The organism is Aquitalea sp. FG25, assembly GCF_057809375.1.
This window is the reverse complement of record NZ_JBMDJV010000019.1, coordinates 17,318-32,699: the sequence shown is the minus strand read 5'-3', so window position 1 is coordinate 32,699 and position 15,382 is coordinate 17,318. Positions and strand designations below refer to the sequence as shown.

Sequence of the window (15,382 nt, the reverse complement as noted above, 5' to 3'; positions counted from 1 at the left end):
ATGCAATTGCAAGGTAACTGGAACTATCCGACCAGCATCCGCTTTGGCGCAGGCCGCGCCAGCGAGCTGCCTGCGCTGTGCCAGCAACTGGGCATGCGCCGCCCGCTGCTGGTAACCGACTCCGGCCTGGCCCGCCTGCCATTGATTGCAAAACTACTGGACTACCTGCACGCAAGCGGACTTGAAGCCACCGTATTCAGCGATATGCGCCCCAACCCGGTGGGGCGTGATGTCTACGCCGGCATCCATGCCTACAAAGAGGGCCGGCATGATGGCGTAATCGCGGTGGGTGGCGGCAGCGCACTGGATGTGGGCAAGGCCATTGCCTTGATGGTGGGGCAGGACAGGCCGCTATGGGATTTCGAGGATGTGGGAGACAACTGGCTGCGGGTGAATGTGGCCGGTGTTGCCCCCACCATCGCCATCCCCACCACCGCCGGTACTGGTTCGGAAGTGGGCCGCGCCTCGCTGATCATCGACGAGGAAGACCACCGCAAGGTCATCATTTTTCACCCATCCATGTTGCCGCGACTGGTACTGGCCGACCCGGAACTCACCACCGGCCTGCCCGCGCATCTGACTGCGGCCACCGGTATTGATGCCTTTGTGCACAATTTTGAAGCCTATTGCTCGCCGTTTTATCACCCGCTGGCCCAGGGTGTGGCACTGGAAGGCATGAAGCTGGTGCACGATTGGCTGCCTGCTGCCTATGCCGATGGCGGCAATATCGAAGCCCGCTCGCAGATGCTGGCGGCGTCCATCATGGGTGCCACCGCCTTCCAGAAAGGCCTGGGCGGCGTGCATGCACTGGCCCACCCCATCGGCGCGGTGTTCGGTACCCACCATGGTCTGGCCAATGCCATCCTGCTGCCCTATGTGATGGTACGCAACCGCCCTGCCATTACTGACCGGCTAACGGCTGCCGCGCGCTATATCGGCCTGGCTGACTGCAGTTTTGACGGCTTTCTTGCCTGGATTCTGGCTTTGCGCAGTGCATTGGGCATCCCCCACACCCTGGGGCAGATCGGCATTCCGCTTGATCAGGCTGGCGAGATCGGCCGCATGGCCAAGGCCGACCCCAGCGATGGCGGCAATCCCCTGTCGCTACAGGCGGCGGACTACAGCGCCATCTACCTGGCCGCTGTGGAAGGCAGGCTGTCATGAAGCCCCCGCTGATCGGCCTGACCACCTACCCGGCAGGTCAGGGCTATGGCTATCACACCCCGGTGGATTATGTGCATGCCGTGGTCCGGGCTGGCGGTGTGCCGGTGCTGCTGCCCCCGGTGGGCAAAACCGCCATCGACAGCTGGCTGGCGGTGCTGGACGGCGTGGTGCTGATAGGCGGCGGCGATATTGCCCCCGCGCTGTTTGATGGCGGTGCACACCCCACCATCTACAACCTCAGTGCGGAGCGGGACGATACGGAAACCGCGCTGGCACGCTCCCTGCTTGCATGCAAGCTGCCCACCCTGGCCATCTGTCGCGGTTTGCAGATTCTCAACACCGTATTGGGCGGGACATTGCATCTGCATCTGCCGGATGTGGTGGGTGAGGCCGTGGCACACCGGGTAGCCCCGCGTGACCCAACCTTGCACAGCGTACGGGTGGCAGGTGACTCCTGCCTGGCCAGCCTGCTGGGCAGCACCCAGATCAGCAGCAAGTCCTGGCACCACCAGGCAATAGATCGCGCCGGCCATGGTGTGCGCGCTGTAGCCTGGGCCGAGGATGGCGTCATCGAGGCCATTGAAATCGATAACGCACCGCAAGTCATTGCGGTGCAGTGGCATCCCGAGCTTTCCGCCGCAGACGACAGCAGCCAGCAGGCGCTGTTTGATGCACTGATCAGGATGAGCAGCAACAAGAACTGAAGCTGGCAGCAACACAGGCCACCATTCAGTCATTTCGGCAGCAACAGGCCGCAGAGCGCCAGCAACCGCCAAGCAAGAACCGATGGGAAGGGTTTGTTAACAAGACAATACCGGACCCAGGCCGCTCTCTTGCCCGTAAGCGGCTGGCAATGCAAAGGGTGATGTTTCAGCAAGTGCATTTCCACAACGTGTCATTCAACACCGGAAAAAGGATCATCATGAATCGCGATCAGCACGCAGCCACGCCGCAAGGCGAGGACGAGAAACTGTTACACAGCATGGGGTACGCTCAGGAGTTGTCCAGACGCATGAGCGGCTTTTCCAACTTTGCCATCTCCTTCTCCATCATCTGCATCCTGGCCGGCGGCATTACCGCCTTCCCTGCCGGGCTAAGCGCCGGAGGCGGCGCCTCCATTGGCATAGGCTGGCCGGTAGGTGCGCTGTTTGCCAGCATTGTGGCCGCTGCCATGGCACAAATTGCTTCGTCTTACCCAACCGCCGGTGGCCTGTATCACTGGTCATCCATTCTTGGCGGCAAGGGCTTGGGCTGGGTGACTGCCTGGATCAACCTGCTGGGGCTGATCTTTGTGGTGGCATCGGTCAATTTCGGGGTATACGACCCCTTTTTCAAAACCCTGATCGCACCACTGCTGGGCATCAATCCCGACAAACTCACCTGGACGGAGCAGACACTGTTTCTGGCAGGCATCACCATCAGCCAGGCCTGGCTGAATCACCTGGGCATCAAGATCACCACCCGGCTTACCGATATGTCCGGTTACCTGATTTTTGCCATTGCCGTGGTACTGACGGTATCGCTGCTGGCTTACGCCCCTGGCCCGCTGGACTTCTCCCGCCTGTTTACCTTCAGCAACTTCAGTGGGGCCGATGGCGGCACCTGGCCCAAGTCCGACAGCAGCCTGCTGGTTTTCCTGTCCGGTTTGCTGCTGACCGTCTACACCCTCACCGGCTATGACGCTTCCGCCCACACTTCGGAAGAAACCCACCAGGCCGCGCACAACGTCCCCAAGGGCATTCTGCGTTCGGTACTGTGGTCTGCGCTGTTTGGCTATATCCTGATCTGCACCTTTGTGCTGGTACTGCCAAGCATGCAGGCTGGTGTCAAAGCCGGCATGGGCTTTTTTGATCTGCTACTGGGTAGCCTGCCCCCGCTGCTGAAGGCCGTGTTGGGTATCGGCATTTTTCTGGTGAACTATCTGTGCGGTCTGGCCTGCCTGACCTCCACCTCGCGCATGATGTATGCCTTTGCCCGTGACGGCGGCCTGCCCTTCTCCCATCAGCTCAAACAGGTGCACCCGGTTCATCGCACCCCCGGCCTGGCTATCTGGGTGAGCGCCACCCTGGCGATTGTCGCCACGCTGTATGGTGATGCCTTTACCGTGCTGTCGGCTGGCTCTGCCGTCTTTCTGTACATCTCCTACATCATTCCGGTGACGGCTGGCATGTTTGCCGAAGGAAAAACCTGGACACACAAAGGGCCGTTCAGCCTGGGCGCGGCATCAAAACCCATCGCCCTGCTGGCCACCATCGGCGGTGCCATTCTGGCTTTTGTCGGTATGCAGCCACCGAATGAGAAGGTGCTGTACCTGACCATCGCCCTGCTGCTGGTGCTGCTGTTTTTCTGGTTTGTGCTGGGGGTACGCAAGCAGTTCAAGGGCCCGCCGATTGGCGAGCGTATCCAGAAGCATCAGGCACATATCCGCGAGATAGAAAGCGCGCTCGACAAGACCACCTGAATCCCCTTGTTTCCGCAGTAACGGCCATGCCCGGCATGGCCGTTTTTCTTGCCAGCGGCAGCCCTGCAGCCTGGCGGTGCATACCTGGGAAACCCGCTTGCTCCTTGCCGGAAAATACTTAATGATGTTGCCTTGTTTACCTTGAGAAAAACGCCATGATCGTGAGCCCGGAACAACTGGCGGCCTTCACCGCTGCCGCCGTACTGATTACCCTCTCCCCCGGACCGGACAATCTGATGGTACTGAGCCTGGGCATTGCCAAGGGCCGCCGCCAGGGCATGGTATTTGGCCTGGGTTGCGCGCTGGGCTGCATCACCCACACCGTGCTGGCGGCACTGGGCGTCAGCGCGCTGATTGCCGCCTCTCCTGCCGCATTCGGCTTACTGAAGATAGCCGGTGGCAGCTACCTGGTGTACCTGGGCTGGCAAGCCATTCGCAGCAAGGGCAGCAGCCTGAAAGCCGACAAGAGCCAGACCGATAACACGCCGCTGGCAGCGCATTTCCGCAAGGGGCTGATTGCCAACACCATCAATCCCAAGGTGGTGCTGTTTTTTCTGGCCTTCCTGCCGCAGTTCGTCAATCCGGCCCAGGGACATAGCGGCTGGCAGACGGCTATTTTGGGGCTGATCTTTACCGCGCAGGCAGCGTTGCTGTTTGGCAGTCTGGGTTATTTTGCCGGTGCCATCGGCAGTTGGCTTAACCGTACCCCCAAGGCCAGCCAGTGGCTGGATCGCATTGCTGGCAGCATCTTCATCGCCCTGGGCCTGCGCCTGATCCTGTCGCCGCAGCGCTAAAACAGCCAGTCGATTTATCTGCTCCAAACGCAAAACGGGTTGGCCTAAGCCAACCCGTTTTTATTTGTCAGTGCTGTGCTTACTTGAGTACCAGAAACTCCACCAGCACGTTCTTGAAGATAAAGCCCACCACGCCGAAGCCCAGTACCAGGAACAGGATGGCCGTCCCCATTTTTCCGGCCTGCGATTTCTTGCCCAGATCCCAGATGATGAAACCCATGAAGATGATGAGACCGGTCAGGCACACGGTCATGGAAATATCGGTAAATTGCTCTTCTGACACCCTGATGTTCCTTGATGAATGCGGCGGTATGGTCAGGCGCACTGCGCTTGTGCACACGGCAGACTACTTGGCGAAGCCGATACGATACGCTGCATCTACGCCCCGCTCAACTTTTCCTCAATCACCGACTGGCCAAACGCAAAAAACCGCCCGAAGGCGGTTTTTCATCAGCGGGCCAATCAGCCGCGCTTGAGCTTGGCGTTGGCGGCAATCCGCATGCGCAGGGCATTGAGGCGGATGAAACCAGCCGCATCGGCGTGGTTGTAAGCGCCGCCGTCTTCGTCAAAGGTGGCGATGTTCGGGTCGAACAGCGAATCGGTTTTGGATTCGCGGCCCACCACGATGACATTGCCCTTGTACAGCTTCAGGCGTACCCAACCATTAACGGTGGCTTGCGAAGCATCAATCAGGCCTTGCAGCATCTGACGCTCCGGGCTCCACCAGTAGCCGGTGTAGATCAGCTTGGCATACTTCGGCATCAGCTCATCCTTCAGGTGGGCCACTTCGCGGTCCAGCGTGATGGATTCAATGGCGCGATGGCCCTTCAGCATGATGGTGCCGCCCGGCGTTTCGTAGCAACCACGCGACTTCATGCCCACGTAACGGTTTTCCACGATGTCCAGACGACCGATGCCGTGCTTGCCGCCCAGGCGGTTCAGCTCGGTCAGCACTTGTGCCGGGCTCATGGCCACGCCGTTGATGGCGGTGATGTCACCCTTTTCGTAGCTCAGCTCGATGTATTCGGCCTGGTCCGGTGCATTTTCCGGGCTGACCGTCCACAACCACATATCTTCTTCCGGCTCGGCTGCTGGGTCTTCCAGCACAGTGCCTTCGTAGGAGATGTGCAGCAGGTTGGCATCCATGGAATACGGGCTGCCGCCGTTTTTCTTCTTGCTGATGTCAATGCCATGCTTTTCAGCGTAGGCCAGCAGCTTTTCACGGGACAGCAAGTCCCATTCGCGCCACGGGGCAATCACCTTGACGTCCGGCTTCAGGGCGTAATAGCCCAGCTCGAAACGCACCTGGTCGTTACCCTTGCCGGTAGCACCGTGCGATACCGCATCGCCGCCTACGGCATTGGCGATTTCAATCTGACGCTTGGAGATCAGCGGACGGGCGATGGAAGTACCCAGCAGGTACTCGCCTTCGTAAATGGCATTGGCACGGAACATCGGATACACGTAGTCACGCACAAACTCTTCGCGCAGGTCTTCGATAAAGATGTTTTCCGGCTTGATACCCAGCGCGATTGCTTTCTTGCGGGCCGGTTCCACTTCTTCACCCTGGCCGATATCGGCGGTGAAGGTCACCACTTCACAGTGGTAAACGTCTTGCAGCCATTTGAGGATTACAGAGGTATCCAGGCCACCGGAGTAGGCCAGCACTACTTTTTTGATGTCAGACATGATGCGTTTTCTTTCCAGCGAATCTAGTGGGTTGTCCTGCCGGCTCAGTCGTACAGATGACCAAGCAGCAGATATTCGATCAGGGCTTTCTGGGCATGCATGCGGTTTTCCGCCTCATCCCATACCACGCTCTGCGGGCCGTCGATAACGTCGGCGGTCACTTCCTCGCCGCGATGGGCGGGCAGGCAGTGCATGAACAGTGCGTCCGGCTTGGCATGCTTCATCAGATCGGCATTTACCTGATAGCTGGCAAATGCTTCCAGACGGGCAGCACTTTCGGCCTCATAGCCCATGCTGGTGAACACGTCGGTGGTCACCAGATCAGCACCTTCCACGGCCTTGACGGCGCTGTGGCTGGGTTCGAAATGCTCGGGACCGTAGTGCACGCCATCCAGCACCGTCAGTTCATAACCAACCGGCGTAGCCACCTTCAGCTTGAAGCCAAGAATCTTGGCCGCCTGCAGCCAGGTACGGCAAACATTGTTGCCATCACCAATCCAGGCCACGGTCTTGCCCTTGATCGAGCCACGATGTTCGATGAAGGTGAAGATGTCCGCCAGAATCTGACAGGGGTGGTATTCATTGGTCAGGCCATTGATGACCGGCACTTTCGAATGCGATGCCAGACGCTCGACCAGCGACTGCTCGAAGGTGCGGATCATGATGATATCGCTCATGCGCGACAGCACCCGAGCCGTGTCCTCGATGGGCTCACCGCGCCCCAGCTGGGAGGTTTTGGTGTCCAGGAACATTGCATGGCCACCAAGCTGGGCCATGCCGGCTTCAAAGGAAACCCGCGTACGCGTGGAATTCTTTTCGAAGATCATGGACATTACGCGGCCTACCAGCGGCTGATACAGCTGTTTTTCGCTGTGTCGTCGCTTCAGAACCTTGGCACGCTCGAAGATGTGGCGATACTCCTCGTGATTCAGGTCGCTGAATTGCAGGTAATGTCCTACTTGCTTCATGGGTAAGATTTCCAAAAAAAAAGACCATCGCGCATAGAACACGGTGTGTGTCTTCATGCGCAATGGCACATTACTACACGCAGGTCTCAAGTCAGTTAACTGGTGTCGCAAAACCGTATCAATTGGATACTGGATTTATATATTTGCGACAATTGTTATATTTATCGGAAATTAGCCATTCTGACAAGGTCTCAGCCGAACAATAATCTGTCAGGCAAATGCGAAAGCTCCCTATCTTTTAGCACTCTGACATACATTTCCCCACCATCTTCAGCGAGTCCATGCATTTCTATGGACTTTTGTGTCTTTTGCAGACGTGCCAGATAAGACAGGATACTGTCGTCAATCACCTGCCCCGGTACCAAAACAGGAATGCCAGGTGGGTAAGGCACGATCTGATCGCAACATACCCGGCCATTCAAGGCCGCATTGGGGCGACCATCATCATCCAGCAAGGGCAGGCGCTCGCCGGCCTCGTAAAAGGCGTCGCGCGGCAGGCAGGCCAGGCGGGAAAAGCGTGGAATTTCCGGCATGCGGCCAACCGCACGCGGTGCACGCTTTTCCTTGGCCAGACGCAGCAGCGCATCATACAGCCGCGACACTTTGCTGCGCGTGGTACCCATGGTCAGCAACAAGGTAATGGTGCTGAAGGTGGATTTCTCCACCTGGATGTTATAGCGCTCAAACAACTCATGCTGCAGCTCGTCGGTGGTGAAACCGGACTGGCTGATATCGACAGTGAGCTTGGTCGGGTCCAGCCGGATGCCGTCTTCGCGCATCTCTTCGGGCAGCAGGTCTTCCAGCTCTAACACGCGGAAAGCACCGGTGGAGTTTATCTTGTCACGCAGCTCCTCTGCCAGTTTCAAGGTACGGTCCAGCAGCCGATAGCCCTCGGTCACTGCCTGCTTGCGCGCCACATCCAGGCTGGCAATCAGGTTGTACTGCGGGCTGGTGGAGGTATGCATATTGAAGTTTTCCCGGAACAGATGCTCGTCAAATCCGGGGTCATTCACGTGAATCATGCTGGCCTGCGAGAAGGCTGACAGAATCTTGTGCGTGCTTTGCGTGACATAGTCGGCACCGGACTCCAGCGCCGTGGGACGGAACGCCGGGTGGAAGCGGGCAAAACCGTACCAGGCCTCATCCACGATCACCTTGATGCCCTTCTCATGCGCGGCCTGGATGATGGGAATCAGGTCGTAACGCAGGCCATCGTAAGTGCAGGAGGTCAGGATCAACACCCGCGCATCCGGATTGGCCTCGATGGCGGCAAAGATAGTGGCCTTGGGCACCGGGCCGAAAATGCCATACTGCTTGTTGATGGAGGAATCCAGATACACCGGCAAGGCACCCGACAGAATTACCCCGTGATGCACGGATTTATGGCAATTGCGGTCCAACAGTAATTTATCGCCCGGTGCCAGCAAGGTCTGGAAGATCACCTTGTTGGAGGTGGAAGTGCCATTGGTGGCAAAGTAAGTCTTGCGCGCACCAAAGGCTTTGGCCGCCAGCTTTTGCGACTCGGCAATCACCCCGGTCGGGTGCAGCAGTGAGTCCAGCATCGGCACCGAGACGGACAGGTCGGCACGCAGCATGTTTTCGCCGACAAAATCGTAGAAATCCCCCACCCACGGGCTGCCTTTGAGCGAATCACCACCGGCATGACCTGGCGTGTGCCAGGAATCCTTGGCCATGCGCACATACTGTTTGAGCTTGTCATAGAAAGGCGTGGCGGACTTCTCGGCCAGTTCGGCGGTCAGAATGCGGAACCAGCCGTTGTAGTCGGTTTCATCGCGATAGAAATAACCATCCACCGCATGGCTGGCCAGATTTTCCACCAGCACACGCTCGTCATCATCCATCAGCAATACATATAAGGATAATTCAGGGCGAAACTGGCTGATCTGGTTGGCCAGTTCAACCGCAGCCTGATTCAAGCCCTTTTCTTGCAACTGCTTGTCGACCAGCACGGCCTGGATATCACCATCACGCCGAATGATGTCCATGGCCTCCTTCAGGCGCGCTGCACCTACGAAAGTCAGCCCATATGGGTTCTCCAGCCTCACGGCTACAGCCCCCAGTCCGGCCAGCACGTCGGACTGCCACTTTGCATCATCGCTTACCACCAGAACGCGGCTAACGGGTGTCATCAACTCATTTCTCCTGTGTGCAGAACACTGCGTACTTGTTATTTGTCTGTCCATGCGTACGCAAAACGCCTCAGTCAATTCTTGTCACACACCACTCGCTTTCATACGAAGGTTGCGCCGTTGCTGATCACGCTTGATGAATTTGGCTATCGTAGCCACAAGCTGAGTGCGTCGTCATTTTGCAAAGCAGCATTTGCGCACCTACGAAAATCCATGACGCTTTAGCGCCAAAATCACCCCCAGCTTGCGGTACAATCGCGCCATGCTGACCGATGCCGAAAAAGACGCCATTCGCGACCACTACCGCACCATTGCCGACAACCTGCCCGGCTTCCGCCCACGTGCGGCACAACGGCGCATGCTGGCCGAGATCGCCAATGCCCTGTCGCGCAGCCTGGATAAACAGGGTGATGCCTACCCCAGCCGGGAAGGTGAAAGCATTGCGGTGATTGAAGGCCCAACCGGCGTCGGCAAGAGTCTGGCCTATCTGCTGGCCGGTGGCGTGATGGCAAGAGCGCGTGGCAAAAAGCTGGTAGTCACCAGTGCCACCGTCGCCCTGCAGGAACAACTGGTTAACCGCGACCTGCCCTTCGTAGTGGAAAACAGCGGCCTGCCGCTGACCTTTGCACTAGCCAAAGGCCGTGGCCGCTACCTGTGCCCGCAGCGCATCTATGCACTGACCGCCGAAAACTCCCAGGGCCAGTTGCTGGCACCCGACCCAATGCTGGCCTTGTGGGACCGCAAGCCGCAGGCCGGCGAGATAGAAGCCCTGCGCAGCATGGCGGACGAGTTTTACTACCGCCGCTGGAATGGCGACCGCGACACCTGGAAAGAAATCATCGATGACAGCCTGTGGAGTCGCGTCACCAATGATCGCCATGGCTGCCTGAAAGCCGCCTGCCCCAATCGACCGGAATGTCCTTTCTATTTGGCACGCGATACGCTGGAAACCGTCGATGTCATCGTGGCCAACCATGATTTGATGCTGGCCGATGTTTCCATGGGTGGCGGCGTTATCCTGCCTGCCCCGGAAGACAGCTACTACTGTATCGACGAGGCACACCATCTAGCCAAGAAGGCCATCAATCAATTTTCGGCCGTACACTCGCTAGCCCAAGCCATGGGCTGGCTGGACAAAGTCGCCCCCACCGCAGCGCGGGTAGAAACCCTGACTGGCAAGGTGGAAATCACCACCCAGGCCATGGATGCGGCAAGCGCCTGCATGGAAACGCTGAATGAATGGTTGTGGCTGCTCAGCGGCGAAGCGTCCCTCAGCGCCAACAGCGAAAATATGGAACCCACCTGGCTGATGGACGACGGCCAGTTGCCAGAGCGCCTGCAGCAGCCCGCACGGAATATGGCCATTGCCGCTCGCGCCATCTTCAAGCACCTGGCAGCCCTGAACGACGCACTGACCGAGGCGCGCAAGGAAAAAGGTAGCGATACCACCCAGATCGACAAAGCCGCCGCAGACATCGGCTTTCTTAATGGCCGTGCCGAGCAGCTGATGGCGGTATGGGATCTGTTCGAAAAAGAAACCGAAGAAAACGCACCGCCCATTGCCAAATGGATTACTCGCCGCATCGAGGGCAAGGGCGACTACATCTTCTCCGCCTCGCCAGTCAGTGCCGCTGCCAGCCTGGCGGCCACCCTGTGGCGCCGCGCAGCAGGTGCAGTACTGACATCGGCGACTCTGCGTTCACTGGGTGCTTTTGATCTGCTGCTGTCGCAAACCGGGCTGAAATGGCTGCCACAGGTCAGCTGCGTCGCACTGGATTCACCATTCAATTTCACCGAACAGGGTGAACTCTACTTGCCACCGATGCTGGCCAGCCCAAAAGACCCGCAAGGCCACACCAGGGAAATTGTCGAATGGCTGCCCAAGCTGGTGGACATTGCCGAAGCTGTCGGCACGCTGGTGCTGTTTTCCTCACGCAAGCAAATGCAGGACGTTGCCGCCCAGTTGCCAGAGAACCTGCGCGCCCAACTACTGGTCCAGGGGGAAATACCCAAAAGCGTGCTACTGGAGACCCATCACCAACGATTGAAAGAAGGACAGCCCAGCGTGATCTTCGGACTGGACTCCTTCTCGGAAGGCCTGGATTTGCCAGGCGAAAGCTGCGTGCACGTCATCATCGCCAAGCTGCCATTTGCCATGCCGGATGACCCGGTCGGCAAAACCTTATCACGCTGGATAGAAAAGCGCGGCGGCAACCCTTTTGTCGAACTGACGGTTCCAGAGGCCTCCATCAAGCTGATCCAGGCAGTAGGCCGGCTGATCCGCACCGAACGTGATTATGGCCGCGTCACCATTCTGGACAACCGCTTGGTGAAACAAAGTTACGGAAAAAAGCTACTTGCCTCGTTACCGCCATTCAAGCGCATCTGATTTTCAGGTAAAATTGCGGGTAAACCCGCTATTGCCTTGCAACAAAGACAGACCAAAACAAAAATCCTGTCTTTGCTATAGATAAATACAGAGACCACACCTTAAAAGCACACCCGGTTCATCACCATGATTTGCAATCCATATGAAGTAGTCATCCAGGGACTCACCTCCGAAGGCCGTACCTTCCGCCCCAGCGACTGGGCCGAACGTCTGGCAGGCATTCTGGCCTCTTTCGGTGGCGATCAGAAACTTTCCTACCACGCTTATGTACGCCCGATGCTACTGGAGGGGGTACGCTGTGTAGCCGTCGACAAGAAGCTGCAAAAGATCGATCCGCAGGTTTTCCAGTTTCTGATGGACTTCGCCAAGGACAATGATTTGCGTATTGTCGATTGTCGAACCTTGATCGACGAAATCTACCCCAATAAGTTTTTGGCGTAAAAACAACAAATCCGGTCTATCTAAGCTTGATCTGCATCATTACTGCAACATCAGCGTCACATTTTGTGGTTAAACTTCGACAGTACTGACGTCCTGGACGGCTCAAACATAGAGTTCCGCCACAGCCAGTACGCATAACGAAACATAAAACCCCTGATGGAGCACTGATGATGCACAAGAAAAGCCTAGCCGCACTGGTTGCAACCCTGTTCGCCGTTCCGTTCGCCGCTCACGCTGACGTAACCATTTATGGTTTCCTGAGCAGCAGCATTGAATCCACCAAAGCCACTGGCGCAACCGCCGGTTCTGCCTCTGACTACAAGTCCCGTACCCGTGTTGTGGATGACAACTCCCGCATCGGTTTCAAGGGTACTGAAGACCTGGGCAATGGCACCAAGGCCATCTGGCAGGTTGAAAGCAGCCTGAAGTACTTCGAACAAGGCGGCACCAACGACAAGGGCGAAACCGCCACGTTTGCTACCCGCAACACCTTCGTAGGCCTGGATAACGGCACCTTCGGTAAAGTACTGCTGGGTCAGAATGACTCCGCCTACAAATCGCTGACCAACATCGGTCTGAACCTGTTTGGCGATACCACTGCCGAAAATAACGGCTCCACCCAGGTTTACAGCCGTGCAGAAACCCGCCTGAAAAACTCCATCCACTACTTCTCCCCGAACTGGTCTGGTTTCCAGTTTGGTCTGTCTTATGGCGTGGATGAAGCTCGCCTGAATAACGTAAAAGCTGACGGCACCGTAACCAATACCAACGGCCAAACAAACACCAGCCGCGTATCCCTGGCAGGTAACTACACCAACGGCGGCTTGCAAGTAGCAGCCGGCTGGGATCGCCAGAATGATCGCGGCGTAAGCAATGCTTCCGGTTCCGCAGCAAACTGGGCTGGCAAGAATGTAGACTTCTACAAATTGGCTACCAGCTACAAATTTGCTACCGGTACCTTTGTTGGTGCTGGCTACGAATTTGGTCGCTTTGGTTCGAGTACCGGCGGTGCAGACCTGAAGCAAGATGACTGGACCCTGTCTGTTGGCCAGGATATCGGTGCTGCCACCCTGAAACTGGAATACAGCTCGCTGGGTCGCCTGAAGGGTGCCACCGCAGGTACTGAAGACAACTACAAGGCTCACCAATGGGCACTGGGTGTTGACTACAACCTGTCCAAGTCCACCAAGCTGTTCAGCTACTACACCAAGATCACCAACAAGAGTGCCCAAAACGCTAACTTTGCCAACACCTCCATCTACACTTCCGGTGTAGGTAGCTCTTCTGCCGCACTGGCAGCCGGTGTTGACCCGCAAGCCTTCGGTGTTGGTCTGAAGGTAGCGTTCTAAGCTGAACACTGTTTAGCTACAAACGTGAAAACGGGCGTCCCATGGGATGCCCGTTTTTTCATCATTTGCTAGAATGGAACATTGCCGCACACACCAAGACCACCACAATGAGCGTTGAACTGAAAACTCCCGCCGATATCGAGAAGATGCGTATCGCCGGTAAGCTAGCTTCCGAAGTACTGGATTACATCACCCCCTTCATCAAACCCGGTGTTACCACCGAGGCCATCGACAAGCTGTGCCATGACTATATGGTCAATGAGCAAGGCTGCATCCCGGCTCCGCTGAACTACGCACCGGATGGCCACAACCCCTATCCCAAGTCCATCTGCACCTCGATCAACAGCGTGGTGTGCCATGGCATTCCCAATGACAAGCCACTGAAAAACGGCGACATCATGAACATCGATATCACCGTGATCAAAGATGGTTATCACGGCGATACCAGCCGCATGTTCTTTGTCGGCGAAGTCAGCGAACATGCCCGCCGCCTGTGCAAGATCACCTATGAATGCATGTGGCGCGGTATCGAGAAGGTAAAACCGGGCGCCACGCTGGGCGATATCGGCTATGCCATCCAGCAATACGCCGAAACCAGTGGTTACAGCGTGGTGCAAGAATTCTGCGGCCACGGCATCGGCAAGCGTTTCCATGAAGAACCGCAAGTACTGCACTACGGCCGTCCCGGCACCGGGCTGGAACTCCAGGCAGGCATGATCTTCACCATCGAGCCGATGATCAACCAGGGCAAGCGCCACCTGCGGATGATGGGCGATGGCTGGACCGTTGCCACCAAGGACCGCAGCCTGTCAGCGCAATGGGAACACACCATACTGGTTACAGAAACCGGCTATGAAATCCTGACCCAGTCCGCAGGAACACCCGCCAAACCAGCCTCACGCTAAGTTTTGTTAGCAATACCACAGCAAACACCCGCCTATTGCGGGTGTTTTTGTGTAAATAGTGGTTAAGAAGAGGAATGGCATCTATAGTAAGCCCATGATCTGACAGCTTAAAAGCGAGTTTCACATGCTTGGCATCAACACCAATCTCGGTGCACTCAACGCCCAGACCCAACTGGACAAATCACGCAAAAACACTGAGCAGACCCTAGCCCAACTAAGCTCCGGCACTCAGCTCACCAGTGCTGCAGTCAATGCGGCAAACACAGCGCTGTCGCAGTCGCTGGAAGCACAAGTCCGTGGTGATAACCAGGCCAGCAGCAATGCCCTGGATGGCATATCACTGGTGCAGACAGCGGATAGTGCCCTGTCTCAACTGCAAAGCAATAGTCAGCAAATTCAGGAGCTGGCCATTCAAGCTGGAAACGCCGCGCTCAGCAGCAGCAATCGTCAAGCCTTGCAGCAACAGGTAGACCAGCTCACCCAAAGCAACTCAGCCATTGTCCAAAATACGCAATACAATGGCACCCCCCTGCTAAGCAGCAATAATCAGTTGCAATTTCAGGTTGGCCCCAATGCCGACAGCAGCAATCAGATAGGTGTCAGCACCAGCAATCTGAGCGCCAGCCCCAACAACGGCGGTCTTAACAGCTACAACAGCAATCTGAACGCAACCGGCACCATAGACATATCCAGTCCTGCCAGCGCCATCACTGCCCAGTCACAGATACAGTCGGATCTGGCAAGCATCAGCAGCTCTCGCACTCAAATGGGAGCCGCCGGCAATCAGTTTGCTACGGCCATCAGTAATCTGCAGAGTGCCTCACTCAACGCGCAGGCCGCCAACAGCCGCATTAGCGATACCGACTATGCTGCAGCCACTGCACAACTGGTACAGCAGCAGATACTTGGTCAGTCGGCCATTGCCGTGCAGGCGCAAGCCAATATGTCGCAACGCAGCACCCTTAGCCTGCTCGGTTAGCACACGGCAACTTTCCGTCGACTCCGCACTCCAAGTCAGATCAGCATCTTTATTTTTAACCGCACGCACAGGCAAGTTCTCTGCCTGTGCTTT

Annotated in this window: 13 protein-coding genes; 9 read left to right on the top strand and 4 right to left on the bottom strand. The window is 57.0% G+C overall.

Annotation, left to right across the window (positions count from 1 at the left end; genetic code table 11):
- The 4 genes from ACODR9_RS16710 (at position 1) to ACODR9_RS16695 (ending at position 4,419) form a co-directional block, all read left to right on the top strand.
- The gene (locus tag ACODR9_RS16710) at positions 1 to 1,164 is read left to right on the top strand and encodes an iron-containing alcohol dehydrogenase (protein WP_488810531.1); all 1,164 of its coding nucleotides are present in this window, start codon (positions 1 to 3) and stop codon (positions 1,162 to 1,164) included.
- A complete protein-coding gene (locus ACODR9_RS16705; RefSeq protein ID WP_488810530.1) occupies positions 1,161 to 1,868 on the top strand; it encodes a gamma-glutamyl-gamma-aminobutyrate hydrolase family protein in 708 nt (235 codons plus the stop codon). Before ACODR9_RS16710 ends, ACODR9_RS16705 begins: the two co-directional genes overlap by 4 nt.
- A gap of 218 nt (positions 1,869 to 2,086) precedes the next feature.
- Positions 2,087 to 3,625, top strand: a complete 1,539-nt coding sequence (locus tag ACODR9_RS16700) for an amino acid permease (RefSeq protein ID WP_488810529.1) — start codon at positions 2,087 to 2,089, stop codon at positions 3,623 to 3,625.
- A gap of 155 nt (positions 3,626 to 3,780) precedes the next feature.
- Positions 3,781 to 4,419 carry a LysE family translocator gene (locus tag ACODR9_RS16695; RefSeq protein ID WP_488810528.1) on the top strand — a complete coding sequence of 213 codons (639 nt, stop codon included), beginning with the start codon at positions 3,781 to 3,783 and terminating at the stop codon, positions 4,417 to 4,419.
- 79 nt (positions 4,420 to 4,498) lie between these two features.
- Here ACODR9_RS16695 and ACODR9_RS16690 read toward each other — a convergent pair whose 3' ends face one another.
- The 4 genes from ACODR9_RS16690 to ACODR9_RS16675 form a co-directional block, all read right to left on the bottom strand.
- A complete protein-coding gene (locus tag ACODR9_RS16690; RefSeq protein ID WP_420837523.1) occupies positions 4,499 to 4,672 on the bottom strand; it encodes a DUF2788 domain-containing protein in 174 nt (57 codons plus the stop codon).
- 209 nt (positions 4,673 to 4,881) lie between these two features.
- Positions 4,882 to 6,108: an argininosuccinate synthase gene (locus tag ACODR9_RS16685; protein WP_488810527.1), complete on the bottom strand. Its 1,227-nt coding sequence runs from the start codon at positions 6,106 to 6,108 to the stop codon at positions 4,882 to 4,884.
- 44 nt (positions 6,109 to 6,152) lie between these two features.
- On the bottom strand, positions 6,153 to 7,076 hold the full coding sequence (gene argF, locus ACODR9_RS16680) for an ornithine carbamoyltransferase (protein ID WP_488810526.1): 924 nt from the start codon (positions 7,074 to 7,076) through the stop codon (positions 6,153 to 6,155).
- A 191-nt stretch (positions 7,077 to 7,267) separates the two neighbouring features.
- A complete protein-coding gene (locus tag ACODR9_RS16675) occupies positions 7,268 to 9,226 on the bottom strand; it encodes an aminotransferase class I/II-fold pyridoxal phosphate-dependent enzyme (RefSeq protein ID WP_488810525.1) in 1,959 nt (652 codons plus the stop codon).
- Between the two features lie 262 nt (positions 9,227 to 9,488).
- On the opposite strand from ACODR9_RS16675, the gene dinG reads away from it, so the two are divergent.
- From dinG to ACODR9_RS16650, 5 genes are all read left to right on the top strand, one after another.
- Positions 9,489 to 11,615, top strand: a complete 2,127-nt coding sequence (gene dinG / locus ACODR9_RS16670) for an ATP-dependent DNA helicase DinG (protein WP_488810524.1) — start codon at positions 9,489 to 9,491, stop codon at positions 11,613 to 11,615.
- A 126-nt stretch (positions 11,616 to 11,741) separates the two neighbouring features.
- Entirely contained in the window at positions 11,742 to 12,056 is a 315-nt protein-coding gene (locus ACODR9_RS16665) for a DUF3579 domain-containing protein (protein ID WP_089085335.1), read from the top strand.
- Positions 12,057 to 12,223: 167 nt separating this feature from the next.
- Positions 12,224 to 13,405, top strand: coding sequence for a porin (locus ACODR9_RS16660; RefSeq protein WP_488810523.1), 1,182 nt, complete (start codon positions 12,224 to 12,226; stop codon positions 13,403 to 13,405).
- A 107-nt stretch (positions 13,406 to 13,512) separates the two neighbouring features.
- The gene (map, locus tag ACODR9_RS16655; RefSeq protein WP_488810522.1) at positions 13,513 to 14,310 is read left to right on the top strand and encodes a type I methionyl aminopeptidase; all 798 of its coding nucleotides are present in this window, start codon (positions 13,513 to 13,515) and stop codon (positions 14,308 to 14,310) included.
- Between the two features lie 124 nt (positions 14,311 to 14,434).
- Positions 14,435 to 15,289 carry a flagellin N-terminal helical domain-containing protein gene (locus tag ACODR9_RS16650; RefSeq protein WP_488810521.1) on the top strand — a complete coding sequence of 285 codons (855 nt, stop codon included), beginning with the start codon at positions 14,435 to 14,437 and terminating at the stop codon, positions 15,287 to 15,289.
- Positions 15,290 to 15,382: the final 93 nt, after the last annotated feature.

What these genes read in the sequence shown, in the direction of transcription:
- argF (WP_488810526.1), bottom strand. Translation starts at nt 7,076, where the DNA reads ATGAAGCAAGTAGGACATTACCTGCAATTCAGCGACCTGAATCACGAG.
- ACODR9_RS16660 (WP_488810523.1), top strand. Translation starts at nt 12,224, where the DNA reads ATGATGCACAAGAAAAGCCTAGCCGCACTGGTTGCAACCCTGTTCGCC.
- ACODR9_RS16665 (WP_089085335.1), top strand. Translation starts at nt 11,742, where the DNA reads ATGATTTGCAATCCATATGAAGTAGTCATCCAGGGACTCACCTCCGAA.
- ACODR9_RS16705 (WP_488810530.1), top strand. Translation starts at nt 1,161, where the DNA reads ATGAAGCCCCCGCTGATCGGCCTGACCACCTACCCGGCAGGTCAGGGC.
- ACODR9_RS16675 (WP_488810525.1), bottom strand. Translation starts at nt 9,226, where the DNA reads ATGACACCCGTTAGCCGCGTTCTGGTGGTAAGCGATGATGCAAAGTGG.
- map (WP_488810522.1), top strand. Translation starts at nt 13,513, where the DNA reads ATGAGCGTTGAACTGAAAACTCCCGCCGATATCGAGAAGATGCGTATC.
- ACODR9_RS16695 (WP_488810528.1), top strand. Translation starts at nt 3,781, where the DNA reads ATGATCGTGAGCCCGGAACAACTGGCGGCCTTCACCGCTGCCGCCGTA.
- ACODR9_RS16700 (WP_488810529.1), top strand. Translation starts at nt 2,087, where the DNA reads ATGAATCGCGATCAGCACGCAGCCACGCCGCAAGGCGAGGACGAGAAA.
- ACODR9_RS16685 (WP_488810527.1), bottom strand. Translation starts at nt 6,108, where the DNA reads ATGTCTGACATCAAAAAAGTAGTGCTGGCCTACTCCGGTGGCCTGGAT.
- ACODR9_RS16690 (WP_420837523.1), bottom strand. Translation starts at nt 4,672, where the DNA reads ATGACCGTGTGCCTGACCGGTCTCATCATCTTCATGGGTTTCATCATC.
- ACODR9_RS16650 (WP_488810521.1), top strand. Translation starts at nt 14,435, where the DNA reads ATGCTTGGCATCAACACCAATCTCGGTGCACTCAACGCCCAGACCCAA.
- dinG (WP_488810524.1), top strand. Translation starts at nt 9,489, where the DNA reads ATGCTGACCGATGCCGAAAAAGACGCCATTCGCGACCACTACCGCACC.
- ACODR9_RS16710 (WP_488810531.1), top strand. Translation starts at nt 1, where the DNA reads ATGCAATTGCAAGGTAACTGGAACTATCCGACCAGCATCCGCTTTGGC.